At 60.9% G+C, this 21,479-nt stretch carries 22 protein-coding genes; 16 read left to right on the top strand and 6 right to left on the bottom strand.

The window, feature by feature from the left end:
• The first annotated feature begins 3 nt into the window (after positions 1 to 3).
• The 4 genes from HB376_RS04210 (at position 4) to infA (ending at position 2,908) form a co-directional block, all read left to right on the top strand.
• Positions 4 to 441: a polymer-forming cytoskeletal protein gene (locus HB376_RS04210; protein WP_213762160.1), complete on the top strand. Its 438-nt coding sequence runs from the start codon at positions 4 to 6 to the stop codon at positions 439 to 441.
• A gap of 204 nt (positions 442 to 645) precedes the next feature.
• The gene (gene corA, locus HB376_RS04205; protein WP_213762159.1) at positions 646 to 1,623 is read left to right on the top strand and encodes a magnesium/cobalt transporter CorA; all 978 of its coding nucleotides are present in this window, start codon (positions 646 to 648) and stop codon (positions 1,621 to 1,623) included.
• Between the two features lie 633 nt (positions 1,624 to 2,256).
• The gene (locus HB376_RS04200) at positions 2,257 to 2,550 is read left to right on the top strand and encodes a hypothetical protein (RefSeq protein WP_174254562.1); all 294 of its coding nucleotides are present in this window, start codon (positions 2,257 to 2,259) and stop codon (positions 2,548 to 2,550) included.
• 91 nt (positions 2,551 to 2,641) lie between these two features.
• Positions 2,642 to 2,908 (top strand): translation initiation factor IF-1, encoded by a 267-nt coding sequence (gene infA, locus HB376_RS04195; RefSeq protein ID WP_031361766.1) that lies wholly within the window; start codon positions 2,642 to 2,644, stop codon positions 2,906 to 2,908.
• Positions 2,909 to 3,087: 179 nt separating this feature from the next.
• On the opposite strand, the gene HB376_RS04190 is transcribed toward infA, so the two are convergent.
• From HB376_RS04190 to zwf, 3 genes are read right to left on the bottom strand one after another with little or no spacing between them, the layout of a single operon-like run.
• Complete coding sequence (locus tag HB376_RS04190) at positions 3,088 to 3,978, bottom strand: HAD family hydrolase (RefSeq protein ID WP_213762158.1); 891 nt, start codon at positions 3,976 to 3,978, stop codon at positions 3,088 to 3,090.
• Positions 3,975 to 4,814, bottom strand: a complete 840-nt coding sequence (locus HB376_RS04185; protein WP_213762157.1) for an ROK family protein — start codon at positions 4,812 to 4,814, stop codon at positions 3,975 to 3,977. Before HB376_RS04185 ends, HB376_RS04190 begins: the two co-directional genes overlap by 4 nt.
• Before the next feature lie 10 nt (positions 4,815 to 4,824).
• Complete coding sequence (gene zwf / locus HB376_RS04180) at positions 4,825 to 6,378, bottom strand: glucose-6-phosphate dehydrogenase (protein ID WP_213762156.1); 1,554 nt, start codon at positions 6,376 to 6,378, stop codon at positions 4,825 to 4,827.
• Between the two features lie 215 nt (positions 6,379 to 6,593).
• On the opposite strand from zwf, the gene HB376_RS04175 reads away from it, so the two are divergent.
• The 11 genes from HB376_RS04175 (at position 6,594) to HB376_RS04125 (ending at position 16,940) form a co-directional block, all read left to right on the top strand.
• The gene (locus HB376_RS04175; RefSeq protein WP_213762155.1) at positions 6,594 to 7,496 is read left to right on the top strand and encodes an arylamine N-acetyltransferase; all 903 of its coding nucleotides are present in this window, start codon (positions 6,594 to 6,596) and stop codon (positions 7,494 to 7,496) included.
• Positions 7,497 to 7,504: 8 nt separating this feature from the next.
• Positions 7,505 to 9,208 carry a penicillin-binding protein 2 gene (locus HB376_RS04170; RefSeq protein WP_213762154.1) on the top strand — a complete coding sequence of 568 codons (1,704 nt, stop codon included), beginning with the start codon at positions 7,505 to 7,507 and terminating at the stop codon, positions 9,206 to 9,208.
• A 185-nt stretch (positions 9,209 to 9,393) separates the two neighbouring features.
• Entirely contained in the window at positions 9,394 to 9,729 is a 336-nt protein-coding gene (locus HB376_RS04165) for a hypothetical protein (RefSeq protein ID WP_213762153.1), read from the top strand.
• A gap of 108 nt (positions 9,730 to 9,837) precedes the next feature.
• Complete coding sequence (locus HB376_RS04160; RefSeq protein ID WP_213762152.1) at positions 9,838 to 10,116, top strand: hypothetical protein; 279 nt, start codon at positions 9,838 to 9,840, stop codon at positions 10,114 to 10,116.
• A 485-nt stretch (positions 10,117 to 10,601) separates the two neighbouring features.
• Positions 10,602 to 10,910 carry a hypothetical protein gene (locus HB376_RS04155; protein WP_213762151.1) on the top strand — a complete coding sequence of 103 codons (309 nt, stop codon included), beginning with the start codon at positions 10,602 to 10,604 and terminating at the stop codon, positions 10,908 to 10,910.
• A 608-nt stretch (positions 10,911 to 11,518) separates the two neighbouring features.
• Positions 11,519 to 12,544: a fatty acid desaturase gene (locus HB376_RS04150; protein WP_213762150.1), complete on the top strand. Its 1,026-nt coding sequence runs from the start codon at positions 11,519 to 11,521 to the stop codon at positions 12,542 to 12,544.
• A 78-nt stretch (positions 12,545 to 12,622) separates the two neighbouring features.
• Positions 12,623 to 13,435 carry a PhnD/SsuA/transferrin family substrate-binding protein gene (locus tag HB376_RS04145; RefSeq protein WP_213762149.1) on the top strand — a complete coding sequence of 271 codons (813 nt, stop codon included), beginning with the start codon at positions 12,623 to 12,625 and terminating at the stop codon, positions 13,433 to 13,435.
• A 153-nt stretch (positions 13,436 to 13,588) separates the two neighbouring features.
• The gene (locus HB376_RS04140; protein ID WP_213762148.1) at positions 13,589 to 14,578 is read left to right on the top strand and encodes an LLM class flavin-dependent oxidoreductase; all 990 of its coding nucleotides are present in this window, start codon (positions 13,589 to 13,591) and stop codon (positions 14,576 to 14,578) included.
• A 245-nt stretch (positions 14,579 to 14,823) separates the two neighbouring features.
• Positions 14,824 to 15,069: a hypothetical protein gene (locus tag HB376_RS04135; protein ID WP_213762147.1), complete on the top strand. Its 246-nt coding sequence runs from the start codon at positions 14,824 to 14,826 to the stop codon at positions 15,067 to 15,069.
• A gap of 408 nt (positions 15,070 to 15,477) precedes the next feature.
• Positions 15,478 to 15,795 (top strand): H-NS family nucleoid-associated regulatory protein, encoded by a 318-nt coding sequence (locus tag HB376_RS04130; RefSeq protein WP_213762146.1) that lies wholly within the window; start codon positions 15,478 to 15,480, stop codon positions 15,793 to 15,795.
• A 467-nt stretch (positions 15,796 to 16,262) separates the two neighbouring features.
• Positions 16,263 to 16,940: a response regulator gene (locus tag HB376_RS04125; protein ID WP_213762145.1), complete on the top strand. Its 678-nt coding sequence runs from the start codon at positions 16,263 to 16,265 to the stop codon at positions 16,938 to 16,940.
• Between the two features lie 51 nt (positions 16,941 to 16,991).
• Here the strand turns inward: HB376_RS04125 and HB376_RS04120 are convergent, their stop codons facing one another.
• From HB376_RS04120 to HB376_RS04110, 3 genes are all read right to left on the bottom strand, one after another.
• Positions 16,992 to 17,912 carry a flavin reductase family protein gene (locus HB376_RS04120; RefSeq protein WP_213762144.1) on the bottom strand — a complete coding sequence of 307 codons (921 nt, stop codon included), beginning with the start codon at positions 17,910 to 17,912 and terminating at the stop codon, positions 16,992 to 16,994.
• A 66-nt stretch (positions 17,913 to 17,978) separates the two neighbouring features.
• A complete protein-coding gene (locus HB376_RS04115) occupies positions 17,979 to 18,806 on the bottom strand; it encodes an alpha/beta fold hydrolase (RefSeq protein WP_213762143.1) in 828 nt (275 codons plus the stop codon).
• The gene (locus tag HB376_RS04110; RefSeq protein WP_213762142.1) at positions 18,796 to 19,383 is read right to left on the bottom strand and encodes an amino acid synthesis family protein; all 588 of its coding nucleotides are present in this window, start codon (positions 19,381 to 19,383) and stop codon (positions 18,796 to 18,798) included. The genes HB376_RS04115 and HB376_RS04110 overlap by 11 nt, the downstream gene beginning before the upstream one ends.
• A gap of 430 nt (positions 19,384 to 19,813) precedes the next feature.
• On the opposite strand from HB376_RS04110, the gene HB376_RS04105 reads away from it, so the two are divergent.
• A complete protein-coding gene (locus tag HB376_RS04105; RefSeq protein ID WP_213762141.1) occupies positions 19,814 to 21,460 on the top strand; it encodes a tetratricopeptide repeat protein in 1,647 nt (548 codons plus the stop codon).
• Positions 21,461 to 21,479 lie beyond the last annotated feature (19 nt).

The following is a 21,479-nucleotide window of genomic DNA, read 5'->3' as shown; positions in this document are numbered from 1 at the left end:
CCCATGTTCAAGAAAAAATCTCCCGGCGTCAGTCAAGCCAAGCTAGCTACGCTGATCGCACACGATGTCCAGATAGCGGGCAACCTCGAATTCAGCGACGGCCTGCGCATGGACGGCCACGTGAAGGGCGACGTGACAGGCCGCGCGGGCGAACAGACGTTGCTGGTCGTGAGCGACCAGGGTTCGATCACGGGCAACGTCACTGCCTACGACATCGTGATCAACGGAACCATCACCGGCGACGTCACGGTGGAACATTTTGTCGAGCTGCAATCGAATGCGCATGTGAACGGCAACATCTATTACCAGCAACTGCGCATGGACGTGGGTGCCTCCGTGGAAGGCAAACTCACGAAACGCGACAGCACCTTGGCGCCACAGGTGGACACACCACGGCTCAGTTCCGAACTGACCTCGGATTACTCGCATAGCGAGACCTGACACCTGACTCGCGCGGTCGCGCGGCGGCTGCGTTGCAAGACGACGAATACGGCTCTCGCACAGTAAGAGTAAGCGCCGGACAAATCCGCTAAGATTCACGGCAAGTCCGGCCATGCCCCGTTACGCGCTGCCTGTCCTTGCGAAAGACGCTCGCGAAAGGCGGCATGCGCCGGTTCCATCACCGTGCGAGAGGGGCAGGAATCCATGCTGGTCAATTGTGCGGCTTATCAGAAAGGCCGCAAGCTCGCCGACGTCGCTATCGACGACATTTCCGCGTATCGGGACGTCCCCGACTGCTTCGTGTGGGTCGCGCTGAAAGAGCCCGGACCGGGTGAACTCGCGCATATGGCGCATCAGTTCGGGCTGCACGAACTCGCTGTGGAAGACGCCCAGAAGGGACACCAGCGCCCGAAGATCGACGAATACGCGGACTCGCTGTTTTGCGTGCTCCACACGGTGGAACTCGATACCGACAACGAGCTGGTGGTCGGCGAGATCAACGTGTTCGTGGGCAGCAACTATGTGCTCTCCGTTCGCAACCGGACGAGCCAGGGATTCCAGGATGTGCGCAAGCGCTGCGAACGCGAGCCGCATTTGCTGGAACATGGCCCGGCGTTCGTGATGTACGCACTGATCGACAACGTCGTGGACCGCTATTTCCCCATTCTGGAGACGCTCGGCGCAGAGCTCGACGAACTCGAGGAACGCATCTTCACGCGCAACGGGTCCGCGGCGTCGCGGATAATCATTGAAGACCTGTATTCCCTGAAGCGCCGGCTCGTTCTGCTTCAGCACCACACCGCGCCGCTGCTGGAAGCGGTGAGCAAACTCTACGGCGGCCGCGCACCGGGAATTTGTACCGGCATGCAGGACTATTTCCGCGATGTCTACGACCACTTGCTGCGTATCGTGAAAACGATCGAGGGACGCCGCGAAATGATCGTGACTGCGATCCAGGTCAACCTGGGCCTGATTTCGCTGGCGGAAAGCGAAGTGACCAAGCGGCTGGGCTCGTTTGCGGCGCTGTTTGCCGTACCCACCATGATCGCCGGGATCTACGGCATGAACTTCCATCGCATCCCGGAACTCGACTGGGTCTATGGTTATCCGGCGGTGATCTGCGTGATGCTCGCGGTGGACATTGGCCTTTACTGGCGGTTCCGCAAGGCAGGATGGCTATGATGGTTATAATAGAACCTTCGGTGCCGCTGGAAGGCGGTTGGATGACATAGCCGACTCGACGGAAACTGCGCGGGAACGGCGGCGAACGCCGGCAGCGGACATGTCAGCATTGCAGCATCGAGAGGCGGGGCCTCCGGCGACAGCGGAACTTTTTTCTGATTTGCTGTCTAATTTACATAGTGCGCTTCTGGCGCAGCGTGTTCGCCACGGCAACAGCGATCCACCCAACATTTCAGCGCAACGCCTTGGCTGAATGTCATCGCCCCGGCAGTGTGGGCTCCGCAACCGGTCGCGGCCCTGCATTCGTCTTCAAAGTTTAAACAGCAGCGACGTCGACGGTTGCTTGTATCCACGCGTTGTACCGCGCATGGTTGCATGGGTAATACGTGCGTAGCGGCATGGGCAGCGCGACATGCGGCGGCACACGTATTACCGCGACGTTCTTCAACACCTACAGCCCAGCGAGCGGCTGCGCCATGTGTGCGCCGCGCGTCATTTTTTGCTCGTAAACGCTTGGTCGATCGCACGTGCCAAGGGGCGCTGAACGGTCGCCGGAGTGGTTTTCAAGGCATCGGCCGCATTATTTCGATGCCCGGGCGGGCGCAATACAGGAACTCAGGAAACATGAAAGAACTGGTCAAGCCGCTTAAGACGTACAAAGGTTATGAAATTCATCCGCTGATTTACCCCCGTGGCGCCCGCGACGGCGGTGCGGCTGTCCGTGCAGCGGATACCGGCTACGAAGCGTCGGTGCGCATCCGCCGTGCGCCGCCGGCAGGCGAGGAAGCCACGGGCGAAAGCCGCGTGTTCCGCATTGAGCAGACCGGATCGTTTGAAAACGGCGGCCAGGCTCGCCGGGCGTGCTTGTTGCATGCGGAAAAACTGATCGACGGCCAGATCGACGGCCAGACTGTTGCAGATCTGTGACTAGACGCGATAGTTAGGCGTTAAAAGGCATCGCGGGGTCGGGCCGGTCTCGCATACAATCGCAACGAATAGATGATTTAAGGAGCTTTATATGGCGAAAGAAGAGTTACTCGAGCTGGACGGCATTGTTGACGAAGTGCTTCCCGACAGCCGCTACCGCGTGACGCTGGACAACGGCGTGGTCGTGGGCGCGTACGCATCGGGCCGCATGCGCAAGAACCACATCCGGATTCTCGCGGGCGACCGTGTGACGCTGGAATTGTCGGTGTATGACCTGACGAAAGGCCGGATCAACTTCCGGCACAAGGACGAACGCGCAACGGGCGGCGGTCAGCGTCCGCAAATGCGTCGCCGCTAAGCAGAACGCTGTCGTGACGCGCTGTTAAAGCGAGTCCCGCACGGCACTGCTCGCCGGAGTCGAGAGCAACGCTTCGTCGGCGCCACCGCTTGATGCTGCCAGTCAGCATCGCATGGCGCCGATGTCGCTCTCTCATGCGTATCTCACGCGCATTCAACCCGCGTGTTCAACCCTCATCATCATTTTCCCTTCCGGGCCGCCAACAATCCGTTGAGGCCTGCGGCAAAGCCGTCTTCATCGTTCGTGGCCGACACAAACGTCGCGTGCGATTGAACGTCTGCTGACGCCTGCCCCATCACAATGGAAACACCCGCCACATCGAACATGGCGACGTCGTTGCCCATGTCCCCGAGTACCGCCACGTTTTCCAGTGCAACGCCCGCCAGCCGCGCCAACTCGCGTACGCCCTCGCCTTTGTTCGCGAGCGGATGCGTGATGTCGAGATAATAGGCTTGTGAACGCATCGCCTCGGCGCGGCCCTTGAGCGTGTCCTGGAACTCGGCCTCCTTACGCTGAAGCAGCGCCGCGTCTTTCGTCGACGCCACGATCTTTTCGACCGAATCCAGGTCGATATCCTCGAAACGCTTGACCACCACCGCGTCATATCCCACCGTCCGGCGCTCCAGCGGCACGTATTCGCCGCCGGGATTCGTGATGTACCACTGGTCGTTGATGAACACCCACGCGTCCACTCCATCGCGCTCCAGGCTTTCCAGAGCCGTTTGCGCCGCATCGCGCGGCAACCAGTGGGCACTCAGGGTCTTCCAGCCGGCGGGATCGACGAGTTTGCCGCCGTTGAAAGCGGCAAACGGCGAGTGGATCCCGAGCGTTTCGACGATCGAATGCATGCCCTTGCCCGGCCGGCTGCTCGCCACCGTGAAGCGGACACCCGCGGCGGTGAGATTGCGCACGGCTTCCTTCGCGGGCTCACCAAGCGATTTGTCTGTGTACAGCAAGGTGCCATCGCAATCCGAAATCACGAGCTCGACCTTCGCCAGCGCCGCCAGCGCCTGCTCCGGGTCGCGATGACCGGGACTGAGCTTCAGACCGGTAGCGCCGATGGAGGTCATTCAAACTCTCCAGCAGGTAATTGCCGCGTCTCACGCACTGAACGCGGGTGCCAGAGCCGCGCTCCGCCTTCAATCCCTGCCTCGTTCGAGACCACTTTTACGTTATCCGGCAAGTCGAAATTGAGATTGGCCGCGTTGCCGCCGCCAATCCACAGGCGGTCGTAGTTCACCAGCGAACTCAGGATGCCGATGATCTTCTCCACCCGGCGATTCCACCGCTTGTTGCCCGCCTTGTCGCGCGCCGCATTGCCGAGATATTCGTCGTACGTCTTGTTTTTGCTCACCGGATGATGCGCCAGTTCGAGATGCGGCATGAGTTCGCCATCGCGGAAAAGCGCAGTGCCCGCGCCCGTGCCGAGCGTCAGGACGAACTCGATGCCCTTCCCTTCGATAGCCGCAAGCCCCTGCATTTCGGCGTCGTTGATAATGCGCACCGGCAGGTTCCCCAGATGCACAGCCAGCAACTGCGCGAGCGGCACGTTGCGCCAGAATTCGTTGCCGAGGTTAGGCGCGGTCAGCACGTGGTTGTCCCGCACCACGCCCGGAAAACCAATCGAGATATGGGTGGCCGGCAGCGGCGTCAACAGCGGCCCGACCAGTTCCACCAGCTTCTGCACCAACACGTCCGGCGGACACGGATGCGGCGTGGCCACCTTGACCCGCTCGGTTTCCATCTTCCCGTGCGCGTCGATAATCGCGGCCTTCAGGCCCGTGCCGCCCACATCGATGGCGAGAATCCGTTCTTTCGCAGTCGAGCGTCTGGTTGTCTTCCCTGCTGCGGTTTTCTTCACTGTTGCCGTCTTCTTCACTGCTGCCTTGCGTGCTGCTGTCCCCATACTGTTCTCCTCAGTTCTTGTCGTCGTGATCGGTTTTTTGCGTGTGTTCGTCTGCCAGCGGGCGCCAGGCGCGGCCGTCTGCCTTCAACAGATCGTCGGCTTCCTTCGGTCCCGCGCTGCCCGCAGTGTAGCCATGTACCGGCAACCGGCCGCCTTCGGGATGCAGTACGCCGTCGACCGCCGCCCAGCTTGTTTCGATGCTATCGGCGCGCTGGAACAGCGTCTCGTCGCCGAGCATACAGTCGTACAGGAGCGTTTCGTAACCGACGTTCGGCTTCTCATCGAAGAAATCGCCGTATTTGAACGATGACTTGACGGCCCCGACCTGCATCACCGGACCGGGCACCTTCACGTTGAAATCGAAGGTCGTGCCGTGTTCCGGGTCAATCCGCAAGGTCAGCACGTTCGGCACAAGCGTGTCCACGGGCGTGTCGCGGAACAGCAGGAACGGCACGGCTTTCAGTTGCACCGATATTTCCGTGCGCCGCGCCGTCATCCGCTTGCCAGTGCGCAGATAAAACGGTACCCCGGCCCAGCGCCAGTTTTCGACGAACACCCGCGCCGCCGCATACGTTTCGGTCTGGCTATCCGGCGCGACATCGGCTTCTTCCCGATACCCTGCCATGGTCCCGGATTTTTCGTACTGTCCGAGCACGACGTCATTGGGTTTCAGCGGCTGGATCGCGTCGAAGATTTCGGCTTTCTTGTCGCGCACGGCTTCCGCATCGAATGAATTCGGCGGTTCCATGGCGACCATGCCGAGCAACTGGAACAGATGGTTCGGCACCATGTCGCGGAAGGCGCCCGTCTGCTCGTAAAACCCGCCGCGCGCTTCCACGCCAATGGTTTCCGCCGCCGTGATCTGCACGTGATCGATATATTCGCGCCGGAAAATGGGCTCGAAAAAGGCGTTCGCGAAGCGTACCGCGAGGATGCTCTGCACCGTGTCCTTGCCGAGAAAGTGATCGATGCGATAAATCTGGTTCTCGCCGGCGAACTTGAGAATGCTCTCGTTGAGATCCTTCGCCGATGCGTAGTCGTGCCCAAAAGGCTTTTCGATCACCACGCGCCGGAAACCCTGGTCGCTTTCCTTCAGTAAACCCACCTTGCCGAGCCGCTCGACGATCGGCTTGAAGAAGCGCGAACTGACGGCGAGATAAAAAATGACATTTCCACTGTCACCCAGCGTCTGCTTGAGCTTGTTAAATACGTCATCGGTCTCGAACTCGCCCGCCACGTATTGCAGGCGATCCGCGACCCAGTTCCAGGCCTTATCGTCGAGTTTGGAGGTATGAAAAGCGCCCGCTTTGTCGGCGGCGAATGTTTTCAGCGACTCGGTCAATTGGTCGCGCCAGGCGCTCGTCTCGAGCTCGCCGTGGTTCACGCCAATGATCTTCATCTTGTCGTCTAGCAGGCCATCGGACGACAGGTTGTACAGCGCCGGCATCAGCAGCCGTTTGGTCAGGTCCCCGGCCGCGCCGAAGATGACGAGCGTGCACGGCGGTGCGGGATGCTTGCCAGGGGCCTGCGGGGACGAAGTTGCGGTAGCGAGTGGGATCGACATAGGGTTCTTTAAAAGAAGAGTTGAGCGCACTGCTTATTAAAGACCATGTTGGGCACGTCACAGTTCAAAATCCTGCCCAAACGGTCTGCTTCTGCGTTTTCGACTGATGCGTGGCGTATGCAATATGTAATCGGCGCGTGGGCTGTGCCGTAGAATGTCGGCACCTCGCGGCGGCTCGCCCGGCCTCGTTACCATTACCCGTGCAGGAGTTCCACATGAATCAGACACTCTCCCCGGCGCAGCTCGCCGCTTATTTCGACCGCATCGGCTACAGCGGGCCCAGTCGCGGGTCTAATCGCGAACCCCAGCAGGCTACATCAGAGACGCTGCACGCGCTGCACAGGCTGCATCCGCAAGCGATCCCGTTCGAAAATTTCGACACGCTGCTCGGGCGCACGCCGCGCCTCGATCTCGCGTCCGTGTTCGCGAAGCTCGTGAGCGCGCGGCGCGGCGGGTATTGCTATGAACACAACCTGCTGTTTCGCGCCGTGCTCGACACGCTCGGCTTCGAGACCACGGGACTCGCCGCGCGTGTCCTGTGGAACGACCCGGCTGGCATGTCGCCGCGCACTCACATGATGCTGCTGGTCGAAACGCCCGATGACACCTGGCTCGCGGACGTCGGTTTCGGCAGCATGACGCTCAGCGCTCCGCTGCTGTTCGACACAGGCCGCGAACAGGCGACGCCGCACGAGCCGTTTCGTCTCGACCTGATCGAGCGCGGCGATTTCCTCCTGCAAGTGAAGCTCGGCGATACGTGGAGGCCGATCTACCGTTTCGACCTCGAGCCGCAATTTCCCGCCGACTACGACATGGCGAACCACTATGTATCGACGTATCCCGGGTCGATCTTCCTGGACCACCTGATCGTGGCGCGGGTTATACCCGGAGAGCGGCAGACCTTGTTCGATACAACCCTGACCCAGCGCGGCAATACCGAATCCACACGCGAACTCACAAGCGCCGCGGAGCTGCGCGGCGTGCTGCAAGACACGTTCGGGCTCGCGCTGCCCAGCAACGATTCCGACACCCACCGTGAAACCCCGGCCGGCGGACTCGATGCCGTGCTCGAGCGCATCGTCCGGTTGTCCTCGTCCGTCACGTCCACTACGTCCTGATCGTCACGATGCGTAAAACCGTCAAGCGCGCCCATGAATCTTATCGGACGCCCGTGAAAAACGCAGTGCTCGAAAGCCGGTTGCCACGATGGCGCTCCACGCTGGTCGTGATGCTGATATTCGCCGCGTTCGCTTCGCTAGCCGCACGCGCGCTGTGGGTGCAGGTCGTGAACCAGGACTTTTATATCGGCGAGGGGCAAAAGCGCTATCAACGCACGCTGGAACTCAGCGCAACGCGCGGACGCATTGTCGACCGCAACGGCGCGATGCTGGCCGTGAGTCTCGCGACCTATGCGATCTGGGCCACGCCATCGCGCTTTGATCGCGAGACCCTGCCTGTCATCTCTCGCCTGATCGATATGCCCGAGAAGGAACTGGCGCGCCGTATCGATGCCTCGCGCTCGTTCGTCCTGCTGAAACGGCAAGTCGATGCCGACACAGCCACGCGTATCGCTGAAACCGGCCTTGCAGGCATAACGCTCGTGGCCGACACGAAACGCTTCTATCCCGAAGGGGAATCGGCGGCTCACGTGGTCGGTTTCACCGATAACGAAGACAAGGGCCAGGAAGGCATTGAACTCGCGGCAAACGACAGGCTGACCGGCGAGCACGGTCAGCGCGAAGTGATCCGCGACCGGCTGGGGCGCGTGGTGTCGGAGATCGGTGAAGCAGCGTTGCCGGAGAATGGCGAGACCATTCATCTGACTATCGACCGCCGTATCCAGCAACTCGCGCACACGCAACTGGCTGCCGCCATCACGAAGCATCGCGCGCGGGCGGGCAGCGTGGTCGTGCTGGACGCGAAGAACGGCGAGATCCTCGCGCTCGCGAACTATCCGACCTTCGACCCCAACGACCGCGCGCGCCTGACCGGCGAACAGTTGCGCAATCGCGCGCTGACCGACACTTTCGAGCCGGGCTCGACGATCAAGCCGCTGGTGGCGGCGCTGGCTATCGATCTTGGCCACGTGCGGCCGGACACGCGTATCGATACATCGCCGGGGACGTTCAAGCTCGGGCCGAACGTGATCCACGATACGTCGAATCACGGCGTCATCACGGTCTCCGAAGCCGTGCAGATGTCGAGCAATATCGCGTTGACGAAACTCTCGCTCAACCTTCGCCCGCAGACGGTATGGGACAAGTATCGCGAATACGGCATTGGCCAGGCGCCGGACCTGATTTTTCCGGGCGCGGCCACCGGCCGCCTGCGGGCATACGAACGCTGGCGCCCGATCGAGCAGGCGACCATGGCCTATGGTTATGGCCTGTCATTGTCGCTGTTGCAGATTGCACAGGTTTATACGGCTTACGCGGGCAATGGCGAATTCCGGCAGTCCACCTTGATTCGCGGCCAGGCTGCGCGGGAACCCGTGCAGGTCACGAAACCCGCGACTGCAGCGGCTGTGCGCGACATGCTTGAACTCGCGATGGGACCCCGTGGCACGGGACGTGCGGCAGCGGTGGAGGGGTATCGCGTGGGTGGGAAGACCGGCACGGCGCGCAAACAGATCGGGCGTACCTATGCGGCGAACAAGTACCGCGCGTCGTTCGTCGGCATGGCGCCGATGAGCGACCCGCAAGTGATTGTTGCCGTGATGATTGATGAGCCGTCAGCCGGCTCCTACTACGGTGGAACCGTGGCCGGGCCGGTGTTTTCGGGGGTGGTCGGGGGCACCATGCAGCTTCTCGGTGTGCCGCCGGATGCCTGAACGTTCGCGACGGTCCGCGACGTCCGGTGAGCGGTGGCAGGCTTTCGTCTCGCTCATCAGAGGCCAGCAGGGACCCGAGCGGACGGAAAACGTAAGACCGCTATGCTGTAATGTTGGATTGCCGTAGTCGAACACTTCGTCGAACATTTCGTCGAACGGGCGGTCGCAAACCTTGAAAGGACACCATGAAAAAGATTGCCTGCGCTCTCGCGCTTCCCCTGTTCTTGTTGCAAGCCTGTACCACCCAGTTCCACAACGCCGATGCCGGTCAGCCGGAAGTCGAAACGGCGCCGAACGCGTCTGTGGCGAGCATTGTCCAGTGCCTGACGGACGAAGCGAAGAAACACAACGCCACGTTCAAGCAAACACCCATTCCCCAAGGCACGATGCTCGAATTCGGCGATTCCAACGTGATCAAGGTTCGCTTCGATAACGGCGAAACGTCGTACCGGTTTTATCCGGGCGAGCGGCATATGTCGAACCTGTGGCTCGAAGGAGCGAGCAAGAAATGCGCGCCTTAACCTTAACCTTGACTTCGATCTCAACTTTGACCTTGAAGCAGTTTGGCGAGGTGTTTCATGACGCCGGTTTCATGACATCTTCGCGCTTGCTTTTTTACCGGGCTGATCGTGCGCTCGACTAAAGCCATCAACGCCGTGGAGCGTCTCAAGACACGCTCCGGCAACCCGCACTATGCCGCCGTCAGCCTGAGCGGCGGCCTGTTCTATCTCGTCGACCGGGCGGCAAGCGGTGAGCAAAAACTTTCCGCACCGCAGACCATGGATGATTTCGTGGCCTTTGTGAACGGCCTCAAGCCAGAGAAACCGCGACGCGTCAGCAAGCTCGACCTGGCCATGGACGAGCAGATAAAACGCAGCGGCAAGGCCCGGACTTCAGACGACGAGTAACGCAATTTCGCGCACGTCACGCAATGTCTCTGGACGTAGTCAATACTCCGGCGCTGTCGAAACCGATACCGATACGAGGCCCGCTTCGAAGCCATTTCAAAGCTGCTTCAAAGCTACCTCGAACTCGCTTCGTAACGGTCCCTCGATCGCCCTCCCGCCCTCCACGGCATCCCACTGCCACTTCCAAGCATTGTTCCGCCGGGAATTAGCGTCGTTCGGCGCGCTCACTTCGTGCCCTGGCACACGGAAAACGTTTGCATGGCCCGAATAATCGCGCGCTCGGTGCCTTCAATGTGCGATTTCAGACGGTGCGTGCGCCGAGCCCTTGCGACTATGCATCAACGGTCGAATCAAACCGGGGACCGCCCAGCGCAACCATCAACGCGCAGGCGAAGGGGTATAGCTGGACGCAGCAATGAACGCACCAGTCATCGATAAAATCGACAACGCGCTCACAAGCTGGCCGGCAAGAATGGGGGCGCAGGATGAAAGCCAAAAGATCGCCGACGTCAGAAGGCCCACGAACGTCGACACAGGCCGATGCGGAACTTCAGCACATCGAACGGGCAATAGGCCAGTTGCGGGCGATGAGTCAGAAATCGGCCGGGACGCTTAACGTCGAGTACTGGCACGAACGCTTGACCGCTGTCTGCACCGGCTACGTGCTGGTGCCGGCGCAAAGGCGTCGGGTAGATGCATTACGCAAAGTGCTGGATTCGTTCTCGCAACCACAAGGCGACCCCGGCTCCGGGCGCAAAAGAACAACCAACAGGCTTTGGGCGAAAGCGGCGTAACTACGGCGCTTTCGCCATCGCGCATCGTGCGCGTAATCGACGGCGGCCTTCAGGCCGCCCGATGTCGTGTTTCAAGCATGGCTACCGATCAAACGTTCGCAGGGCTTCAGGCGGTTAGCCGCGATTGCGGGGGAGCGCCCAGGTCATCGTTCGGGCCAGTGAACCAGCACTGTCATTCAAATTCCGGCGCGATCGCGGCGTGTTTGATGACTGCCATCAATAATTCCCCGCCGATCATTCGCCAATGAACATGGGCGTCAAGAATACAAGCAGATAATCCCGCACGCTTGTTGCTCCGATCATGATCGCCTGCGACCTATCGCGCCTATCCCGACCTGACGATAAAAATCCCTACTATAAGCTTTCAAATTACCCCGAAGCCTGAGACGCTCCGGGGCCTCAACGCGCGACGCTGTGCGTTCCAGCGTTTTCGCAGGCTTTCGTAGCGCTTCGTAGCCGCATGGAGATGGCCCCGATCCGCTGACTCTCATTGCGTGCAACCGCTCACGCCACGATTCTTCACACGGGAACAAGCTTAGCGGGAATGCTTGGTTTGGCAGGCGGCGAAGCGTCGCTAAGATCGTGGCTCGTTCCGTCACTGAATTGCCATGAGCCTGTACATAGACGATGCTCAACGCCATCAAATACAGCAACTGCGCACGTCCTGGCGCTGGCGCAGCGAATGGCCCACCTGGCTTCTGATCGTTGCCGTGTACGGCGGCTGGTTCACGACGGCGCTTAACGCGCGGTCGATCGGCTTACCGCTGGCGGTAAGCATTCTCGCCGTATTGTCGTGCCTGTATTTGTCATTGCAGCATGAACTCCTGCACGGCCATCCGACGCGCTTCCCCTTGTTCAACGCGCTGCTCGGCGTCGCCCCGCTCGCGGTCTGGTTCCCTTACGCGGTGTATCGCGAATCGCATCTGCGCCACCATAACGACGTTCATCTCACCGATCCCGATCTCGATCCGGAAAGCTATTTCGTTTCCGCCGAACGCTGGCGCGGTGCCGGCGCGGCTGTGCGGTTCCTGCTGGTTATCCGCAACACGTTCTTGGGGCGCATTGTGCTCGGCCCCTGGTTTTCGATCGTGGAAACGGTTCTGTCGGCGTGCACCCAGATCGCGCGGGGCAATGGCCGTATCGCCGCCGCGTGGGCCTTGCATCTCGTCCTGCTTGGACTGCTCGCGACCTGGCTTGCGCGCCGCTGCGGCATCAGTCCCGCCCTTTTTATATTCGGGGTTGGGTATCCAGCGCTCGCATTGAGTGCGATTCGTTCGTTCCAGGAACATCGCGCAGCCGATCACGTCGCGGAACGCACGGTCATCAACGAAGCATCGTGGGCCTGGCGTCTTCTGTTCCTCAACAACAATTTTCACGCGGTTCATCACGACCTGCCGAGCGTGCCGTGGTTTGCGGTGGCAAGCGTTTATCATGGGTATCGCGATGCGTATCTGGTGCGCAATGGCGGTTTTATCGTGCGTGGTTATCAGGAATGGCTTGTGCGGCACGGCGTTCAACCGATTGCGCCCGCGTTGCATCCGCTTCATGCACGCGCCGCCGATCAGATTGCACAGGCTCAGGCCGGGTCCGCCGGCTCAGCAACGCTTGGCGGCGACGTGGCGCAGCCTGTCTGACGTATCTTTCCGGCCGGGTGCTGGTATGGGTATCGGTACGGACATGGGTATTGACCGGCGCAATGGGAAAGAATCTGGATGAACTGGGTAGCCGCATTACCGATGTACAACGTCACGCCAGCACTCGCCGGCGATTGGCGCGTTTTGCTCGATCATGTTCACGGGCGCTTGCGGCCATGGCTCGACGCTCGCGGTGACACGCTCGCCATAGTCGATCCCGCGACATCCCTGCAGGAATTCTGGCTGCGTGACGATCTGCTGTTGTCGCAGACGTGCGGCTATCCGCTGGTGCGGGCGCTCACCGGACGCGTGCAACTCGTCACTACGCCCGTTTTCACGGTCGATGGCTGCGAGGCCGGCGATTATCACAGCGTCCTGATCACCCGGGCCGCGGCCAACGTCACGTCGCTCGCGCAATGCCGCGGTCTGCGCGCGGCGTACAACACCCCCGATTCGAACAGCGGCATGAACCTGCTGCGCAGTGCGGTTGCGCCGCTTGCCGGCGAGCACCCATTCTTCGCATCGGTGATCGAAACGGGCGGGCACCTGGCATCGCTGCAAGCCCTGCAGGACGATCGGGCCGATGTTGCCGCCATCGACTGCGTGAGCTTCGCGTTCGTACTCGATCACCTTCCGGATCTTGCCGATGGTTTGATCGAGATCGGCACGACACGAAGCGCGCCGGGCTTGCCACTGATCGCATCGAAACGAGTGCCGCCGGAGGGGGTCGAGGCACTAGCACACGCACTCGCCGACGCCATCGCGTACGATCGTCCGCTTGCAAAACGCCTCAAGCTCGACGGTTTTGCGAGGCGTCCGCTCGACGACTATGCGTGCATTCTTGACATCGAAACAGACGCCATCAAACAGGGCTATCCCCGCCTCGCCTAAGCGTGGTCACGGCAGACTTTCCTGACTTTCGGCACAATCGGCTTTTACCCGCGTGTAAGGAGCGTCCTGGATTTTCATCCGGGATTGGCGCTTGACGGGAGCCGGATCGCCGGCGCCCGCGCGCCGCCAGTGCACGAAGCCATGGAAGCCGCAATGATCCCGTTTTCAGTTCTCGATTTATCCCCCATCCCCGCCGGATCGACCGCCGCCGACGCGTTCCGCCACTCGCGCGAACTGGCCCAGCATGTCGAAAAACTCGGTTACCTGCGATTCTGGCTGGCCGAGCATCACAACATGACCGGGATTGCCAGTGCCGCGACGTCCGTGGTGATCGGGCACGTTGCCGCGGGAACGAGCACGATCCGCGTCGGCTCGGGTGGCGTCATGCTGCCGAACCACGCGCCGCTTGTGATCGCCGAGCAGTTCGGCACGCTGGAGTCGCTGTTTCCCGGACGCATCGATCTCGGCCTCGGCCGCGCGCCCGGCACCGACCAGACGACGGCCCGCGCGCTGCGCCGCGATCTCCAGGGCAGCGCGGACAATTTCCCCGATGACGTCGTGGAATTGCAGCGCTATTTCGCCGATCCGGTGGAAGGCCAGCGCGTGCGGGCGGTCCCCGGCGCCGGGCTGAACGTGCCGATCTGGCTGCTCGGTTCATCCACCTTCAGCGCCCAGCTCGCCGCCGCGCTCGGTTTGCCGTTCGCCTTCGCTTCGCATTTCGCGCCTGACTACCTGCTGACCGCTTTGCAGGTTTACCGGACGCAATTCCGCCCGTCGAAGCAACTCGACCGGCCTTACGCGATGGTCGGCGTGAATGTTTTTGCCGCCGACACCACGGAAGAAGCGGAGTTTCTCTTCACATCGTTGCAACAGCAATTCATCAACCTGCGACGCGGCACGCCGGGCCAGTTGCCGCCGCCTGTCAGGCAGATTCCGTGGAACGAGGCCGAACGCGCCGGCGTGGACCATTCGCTCGCATGCTCGGTGATCGGCGACCAGGGTCTGGTGGAGGCCGGACTTGCCTCGCTGATCGAACAAACCCAGCCCGACGAGTTGATGGTCACCGCGCAAATTTACGATCAGGCGGCCCGCCTGCGCTCGTTCGAGATCACGGCCCAGGCTCGCGCGGCGGTGGCGGGGTAACGCCGGCCAAATCGCTTTGCGGGTATCACGCGGATGTCAAGGGAATGTCAACGGTTAAGCGGCGCGGCGAACACGCATTCGGACGCTGGACGGGTATCGTTTTGACAAGCAATAATGAGGACGGCGGCTTTGAGATCCGCCGTCCTGCGCCCGCTTTTAGTGCCTTCCTGTGAACGGCAATGGCGGGTAAGCCGTTCGAAGGGTCTCAACAAGAAGGATGTTGGATATTGCAAGGGAGAAAATGAATGATCAGAAGTCCCGCCACAGGATCCATGACCTTGCTGACGGAGCGCGATGAAGCCACCGGTCAGGAAGTGCGGACGTTGCGCCTCGAACCTGCACCCGACGGCAAGGCCGTCCTGCTGATAGATATTGATGAAAGGAAGGCCGGCATCCATCGTGAGGTGCGCTATGAAATCACGCCGGCCGAACTCATTGCGGCAATTCGTGCACACGGCGCGGAGTTGCCAGGCGAGCAACATAATCGCTAAAATGATTTAGGCATACAATAGCGGCATTCGGCGCTATCATTTCTTCGTGGCGCCCGCGGTTGTCTGGACGAATTGTTGAATTAGCGGCTGCATGCATGGTGCTTTTGAAACATGAGCAGCCGCCAGCCGTGCACCGATCTGGTCGCGTGAGCTACAGCCGCTGATTCGGCGGCTTACGCATCTCGCACCGATCTCAAACACAGTAACCAGTTTGTCGAGCCGCTCGCTTGGCAGAAGTCCGATTATCGGGCGCTGCGGGTTAAAGCGGCAATTTGCGGTATTACACTAATTGACGCGCGTCACTCGGCGCGCCACGATTTTAGTCAACCCACACATTCCTCGAGCCGCCCCGGTCCGCGCGGGCAGATGGCTCGCCTTCAAGAAAGTAAAAGCTGAATCAGGACAGCCGTGGACGAAAGAAAGCGAGACAGCATCATTGCCTATTTGCGCAGCCGAATGGCTGAGTTTGGCATTACCGAAACAGCGCTGGCCGAAGCATTGGCCGACGTGCCGGTTTCCGTCACCCCTCCTCCAATGACCAACGGTTCGAGCGCGGCGTCCAGACGCGCGCTGCCGTCAATGCCTTCGTTGCCGGAGAGCACCAACGGCACCGCGCCAGTATTTAGAAACGCGAGCGGCGACACATGGGACGGGACGGGCGACATGCCAGAATGGTTAAAACGCGCCGTGCATGCCGGGCAGGATATCGAGTTTTACCGGGTTTAAAGCCGCTCGCCAGGACCCGGTGGGAACCATTGATGCAAATAAATAGCAGCGCCCCGCATGCCTTGCGGCAGCGGGCGACGCGTGCCTGCGCGGCACTTGAGCAGCACTATCCGAAGATCAGGTAATGGTCCGGCCCTGTGGTCCGCCCCTGTCCGCCCGGTTATTTTCGGAAAGGGCAGTTCCGTCTGATTGTTCGCCTTTTGTTTGTCGGTGGTTTGCTTTTAAGCCTGACGTATCGAGTATCGTCGAGATCCGTTAAGTGCGCCCTGACAATCCGGCGAGGTTCGCTGCGGCCGCCCACAGGGATGGATCGTGCCGGCGAGCGGTCTCGACGTGCGCCGCTTGTTCGGGAAAGCCGTCGATCGACGCGTAGGCGGGGTTATCGACATGCGCGTAATATCGGCCATTGCAAGGCGACGTCAATTGGCTCAGTCGGCTCAGTCGTCGGCTCAAATCGAGGTGACCAGATGTCTGCTGGACCGTCCTCTCCGTCAGCGCACGGCGCCACCGGCCGCGATGGCGCTATCGTCTATGTGGTCGACGACGACGCAGCAATCCGCCGCGCGCTCGCGACGCTCATGCGATCAGTCGACCTGCTCGTTGAGACATTTTCGTCGCCGGAAGAATTTCTTCAGCGTCCCCGCTCCCACGTCCCGAGCTGCCTGATTCTCGACGTGCGGCTGCGCGGCAAGAGCGGGCTGACGTTCCATCAGGAAATCGTCAATAGCGGCATACGTATTCCCGTTGTGTTCATGACGGGCCATGGCGATATTGAAATGAGCGTCAAGGCGATGAAAGCCGGGGCGATGGATTTTTTTGCCAAGCCTTTTCGTGACCAGGACATGCTGGACACCGTGAGTCAGGCACTCGCCCGCGACAAAGCCCGTCTCGCGGCAGATGCGGCCGTGGCTGAATTACGCGCGTTGCATGACTCGCTCTCTCCGCGCGAGAAGGAAGTGCTGGTATTTGTGTTGTCAGGTTTGCTGAACAAACAGATCGCCGCGGAGATGAACCTGAGCGAAATTACGGTGAAGGTCCACCGTGGACAAGTGATGCGCAAGCTCAACGCACGCTCGATGCCGGACCTTGTCCGCAAGGCCGAATTGCTGGGTATCCAGCCTTTCGATCCCAGCGCCGCACACTGAGAAGCCGGACTCCCCCGCACCCACCCAAGCCCCAAAGCGATTGCGAACGAATCACCCTAGCGCTTGCACCATCCCCTTCTCCACATCGCCTACATAAATACCGAACGCATCCTCCGTTCTCTCCTTCACGTAGCGTCGCAGCATGGCCCCAACGGCAGGGTCACATATCCTGTCCCAGGGAATCGCACCGAGCGGCACATACCGTACATCCGCGCCAGCAGGTACATCATCGACAATGCGCCCCCGATAATAGATATGGGTAACGCCCTTCTCCTCAAACACCGCGAACAGAAAATCCAGGTTCGCATTCAACCGATACCGCTCCAGCACGCCGCGCAAACTGGCCGCATCCGCAAGCGGTTCCAAGCGCGTCCCAATGGGTAATTGCAAAGCCCCGGATGCCGTCTCGATCAACACAAGACCCGCAGGATGCTCGAGGATCGCCCCAACCTGGGCCCGCTGACCGGTCGCGGCCAACGCCTCCTGCGACAAGCTGAAATCCACATAAGCACCACGGCAATACCCTAGCGGTGTCGCGCTCGTATGCGTGAAATCCACCACGCGCCCGATCAGGATGATGTGGTCCCCCGCATCCACCACCTGATGCGTCTCGCAGTCGAAACTCGCCGCCGCGCCGTCCATCACCGGACTGCCGGTGCGGCGTGCATGCCAGCCGACCTGCGCGAACTTGTCCACACTCTTCGACGCAAACACGCCCGATACCGGCCGCTGATCTTCCGCAAGTACGCTGACCGCAAAACGTTGCGTCTGCGAAAACACCGGATGGCTGGAGGCCGTCTTCGCGATACAAACCAGGATCAACGCCGGATCAAGCGACACGGACGTAAACGAATTCGCGGTAAAACCACGCGGCGAACCATCGGGTTGAATGGTCGTCACCACAGTCACACCCGTCACGAATGCGCCCAATGCACGGCGAAACTCGCTAGTATTGAAGGAATGCTCTTTCATGCTTTTGCTCCTTGAATTAGCGGCTGATACGTAGATCCGAGTTGGCTCAGACACTCAATCAAGCACTCAGGCGCCACTCGCTTCACGAATAAACTGCACCAACCGCTGGTTCACAATCGCCGGCGCGGTGACGTTCATCATGTGCCGTTCATTCGCAATGATTTCCGCTCGTCCGCGCGGCGCAGCAGCCGCCATTGAATGCGACATCGCGGGACTCGAATTCGGATCGCACTCGCCGGTCATGAACAACGCAGGCATCGCAAGTTGCGGCAAACGCCCGACATGCGCCTGATCCGAACTCGCAAACAACCGGTAAGTCCGCGCATAACCCTCCGGATTCACTGTCGCCAGCAACGAACGCACAAGCTCGGCTACCTGGGCGAGATGACCCGGCACCGGATCGTCGAACCAACGGGCAACGGTTGCATCAATGCTCGGTTGTTCAAGCCCCCCGCCCTCCAGCAATGCCGCGCGCTGCATCACTGCCGCCCGCTGCGTCGGCGTGCGGTCGTACACCGCGTTCAGCGCAACCACGCTTGCCGCCCGCTGCGGATATTGCAACGCAAACTCAAGTGCGATCAGCGAGCCCATCGAGTGACCGACTACATGCGCTGCATTGATCCGCAAATGATCCAGGAGCGCTGCAAGCTGTCCGGCGTACTCATCGAGCGCGGGGGACGCCGCCGGCAAGCGGCTCACGCCGTGGCCCAGCATGTCATACGACACGACCCGAAAACACGCCTGCAGCGCGCTCACCTGGGGCGCCCACACGCTGCGGTTCATGCCCACGCCATGGATCAGGACGAGCGCCGGCCCCTCGCCCGCCACGCTGTACGCCGTGCCGTCGAACACGCCGCTGATCGACGCGCGGCCAGTCACCGTTTCATGCTTCATTGGACCCAAGCTCCTTCAGATCCTGATAGCGGTCGCCAATCCGATGATGCGGCCGCCCGCCAATCGACGCACCCAGCGCAATCACGATCTCATCGGGGCCGGGGGCATCGATGATCGAGAACTGGATGGTGAGGTAATGCGACCGCATGCCTTCATCACCCTTGTGCATGAGCGGAATGGTGACCGGACAGTTAGGACCACCACGCAAATTCGTGAAACTCAAATAACTCTTCGCACCAACCGCTTCGCGAAACTTGTTGCCAAAGCGCAGCGTGTGAATCAACGCCGACGCATGTTCGACTTCGCCCGACGTCCCCACAATCGCCGCTTTCCCGTAACCCTCCACCGCTTCGCCCGATCCGGCAATCCGCAGGATCTCGCCGGTCAGAAGCTCGCCCAGTTGCGGCGCAAGTCCATGAATCTCGGGGCGCAGGTCATCGACGAAACCACGTCCCGCCCACGGATTGCGCAGCACGGCTGCTGCCGCGAACAGCTTCAACGGCCGCTCAGCCGCTTTACCGCCTTCGATGAAGGTGTCTTCCACATAGGTAACCAGCTTGCGAATCTCGAGTTTCATGGGGTTGTTCTCCGTAGGCAAAAACGCCGTGGCTTCGTGCGATGGCGCCGTCAACATATTATGGTATTCCATATTACTGTACGCAAGAATTTTTGGCGATTGAGGGGTTTACGAGAGCACGCCAGGAAACCGGGCTTACAAGCATTTCGCCACCATCTGTAACGTTTCATGCAATCGCCCTGAGCGACACCGACAGTCGCTTCCCACACGGCCACCCGTCGTTTTCGCATCGGACGTTTTCGGAACAGTCCTACAGACCTGTCACGCCGCTGCGCAGAAAATCGACGCCCGATAGAACGCACGCATCCTTGTGTGTGCCGCCCCTCCCGGCAGAGCGCCGGTCTAGCCTCGCCGTCGTCGTACAGTGCAGCGTCGTTTTAATCGCGCACAGCCACCGCTTAACCGCGTAACACACACTGCTTCTCGCAACATGCCCAACCTCTCGCGCTCGCCATCCGACAAAATTCAAACTTGGTATGGCGAGGCCGAAAAAGCGCGTCAAGCGGGTGATATCGCCACGGCGCAAGCCGCCGTCGAGCGGATCCTTGAGCAAGACCCGAGGCGTGCCGGCGCCCTTTACTTGCGCGGTCTGTTGGCGCTCGATTCGAACCAGTTCGAAGCCGCGCAAAGCTGGGTTGAGCGCGCTATCGAGGTCCATCCTCATCTGGACTTCTACAACACGCTGTGCGTCATTCAACTCAAGTTGAATGCCTACGCAAGCGCGCTGCAAACGGCCCGGCAGGGTCTTGCGCTCCAGCCCGATTCGATCCGGCTGCGCTTCTACGAAGCGGGCACGCTGTTCATGCAGGGGTTTCTCGACGACGCGGCCGTCAGCTATCGCAAGCTGCTCGCGCTCGAACCGGATAACCTGCAGGTGCTCGCTAACCTTGGCGTTGTTGCCCAGTTTCTGGACAGGCTAGAGGAGGCCGAGCGGCACCTGCGGCGCGCAATCGCGTTATCACCGGATTCTCTCGACGCTCGCAGCGCTCGCGGTCATCTCGGGACGGTCTTGCTGGCAACGGGACGTTACGAAGAAGGGTGGCTCTGTTACGAGGACCGCTGGGCCAATTTTGTGGACGCCGACGGAAGCCCATCTATAGAAGCACGCCCACGAGTCCCACTCCCGCAATGGCGAGGTGAACGTCCGGCGTCGGGCATTCGCGCGGAACACGACCCCGCACGCGGAGCACGTCTGCTGGTCGTTCCAGAACAAGGTCATGGCGACAGCCTGCAGTTTGTCCGCTACCTGCCCCTGGCGCTCGAGCGCTTTTCGCAGGTAGGTCTCATTTGTCCGCCCTCCTTGCGCCGCCTGTTTGAAGAGTCGCTTTGTTCCCGCTGGCCGGGCCTCGTCATGCTTGATGAGGGATTCTCCGGCCTCGATCACTGGGACTGGTACTGCCCCATGATGTCGCTACCCATGGCGTTCGGCACCCGCCTCAACAACGTTCCGGCCGCCATGCCTTATCTCTTTGCCGATCCCGCACGCGCCGCCTCGTGGCATGCCAAACTCGCTGCATTGCCTGATCCTGGACTGCCCTGCGTCGGTGTGGTCTGGGCCGGCGGCGATGCGAACACGATGGGGGACAAAAAGCGCAGCCTGATGCCCGCGCAAATTGCGCCGCTGCTCGCATTGCGAGACATCCGCTGGATCAGTCTTCAGAAGACCGATAACCCGGCGAAGCGCGCTGATGCCGCCAGCGAGGCAAGGCTGACCGACTGGATGGACGAAGTCACGGACTTTGCGGACACCGCTGCCCTGATCGAGAATCTCGACCTGGTGATTGCCGTCGATACGTCCGTGGCGCATCTGGCCGCAGCAATGGGTAAGCCGGTATGGCTGCTCAACCGTTTCGCCGGTTGCTGGCGCTGGTTGCGCGAACGGGATGACAGCCCGTGGTATCCCACCATCCGACTCTTCAACCAGCGGCAGCGGGGCGACTGGGACGAGGTGCTGACCCACGTCGCTACGGCCTTGCAGCAGCAATTCGTGCCGCAGGACGGGCGGCCCAATCCAACCGGGAAGCCCACGCTCCGACAGTTGGCAGCGAGCGCCCAGTTTCATACGGGCAACCTGTGATTGAATCGAGCGCCTCCCT

Origin of the sequence: Caballeronia sp. dw_19, assembly GCF_018449515.1 — a bacterium.
Lineage (GTDB): Bacteria > Pseudomonadota > Gammaproteobacteria > Burkholderiales > Burkholderiaceae > Caballeronia.
The sequence above is the reverse complement of the archived record's forward strand: the minus strand, read 5'-3'. Positions and strand labels throughout refer to the sequence as shown.

Excerpts from the sequence above, each read along its gene's own strand:
- HB376_RS04210 (WP_213762160.1), top strand. The coding sequence starts at position 4 with ATGTTCAAGAAAAAATCTCCCGGCGTCAGTCAAGCCAAGCTAGCTACG.
- corA (WP_213762159.1), top strand. The coding sequence starts at position 646 with ATGCTGGTCAATTGTGCGGCTTATCAGAAAGGCCGCAAGCTCGCCGAC.
- infA (WP_031361766.1), top strand. The coding sequence starts at position 2,642 with ATGGCGAAAGAAGAGTTACTCGAGCTGGACGGCATTGTTGACGAAGTG.
- HB376_RS04190 (WP_213762158.1), bottom strand. The coding sequence starts at position 3,978 with ATGACCTCCATCGGCGCTACCGGTCTGAAGCTCAGTCCCGGTCATCGC.
- HB376_RS04185 (WP_213762157.1), bottom strand. The coding sequence starts at position 4,814 with ATGGGGACAGCAGCACGCAAGGCAGCAGTGAAGAAGACGGCAACAGTG.
- zwf (WP_213762156.1), bottom strand. The coding sequence starts at position 6,378 with ATGTCGATCCCACTCGCTACCGCAACTTCGTCCCCGCAGGCCCCTGGC.
- HB376_RS04175 (WP_213762155.1), top strand. The coding sequence starts at position 6,594 with ATGAATCAGACACTCTCCCCGGCGCAGCTCGCCGCTTATTTCGACCGC.
- HB376_RS04170 (WP_213762154.1), top strand. The coding sequence starts at position 7,505 with ATGCGTAAAACCGTCAAGCGCGCCCATGAATCTTATCGGACGCCCGTG.
- HB376_RS04165 (WP_213762153.1), top strand. The coding sequence starts at position 9,394 with ATGAAAAAGATTGCCTGCGCTCTCGCGCTTCCCCTGTTCTTGTTGCAA.
- HB376_RS04155 (WP_213762151.1), top strand. The coding sequence starts at position 10,602 with ATGAAAGCCAAAAGATCGCCGACGTCAGAAGGCCCACGAACGTCGACA.
- HB376_RS04150 (WP_213762150.1), top strand. The coding sequence starts at position 11,519 with ATGAGCCTGTACATAGACGATGCTCAACGCCATCAAATACAGCAACTG.
- HB376_RS04145 (WP_213762149.1), top strand. The coding sequence starts at position 12,623 with ATGAACTGGGTAGCCGCATTACCGATGTACAACGTCACGCCAGCACTC.
- HB376_RS04140 (WP_213762148.1), top strand. The coding sequence starts at position 13,589 with ATGATCCCGTTTTCAGTTCTCGATTTATCCCCCATCCCCGCCGGATCG.
- HB376_RS04135 (WP_213762147.1), top strand. The coding sequence starts at position 14,824 with ATGATCAGAAGTCCCGCCACAGGATCCATGACCTTGCTGACGGAGCGC.
- HB376_RS04125 (WP_213762145.1), top strand. The coding sequence starts at position 16,263 with ATGTCTGCTGGACCGTCCTCTCCGTCAGCGCACGGCGCCACCGGCCGC.
- HB376_RS04120 (WP_213762144.1), bottom strand. The coding sequence starts at position 17,912 with ATGAAAGAGCATTCCTTCAATACTAGCGAGTTTCGCCGTGCATTGGGC.
- HB376_RS04115 (WP_213762143.1), bottom strand. The coding sequence starts at position 18,806 with ATGAAGCATGAAACGGTGACTGGCCGCGCGTCGATCAGCGGCGTGTTC.
- HB376_RS04110 (WP_213762142.1), bottom strand. The coding sequence starts at position 19,383 with ATGAAACTCGAGATTCGCAAGCTGGTTACCTATGTGGAAGACACCTTC.
- HB376_RS04105 (WP_213762141.1), top strand. The coding sequence starts at position 19,814 with ATGCCCAACCTCTCGCGCTCGCCATCCGACAAAATTCAAACTTGGTAT.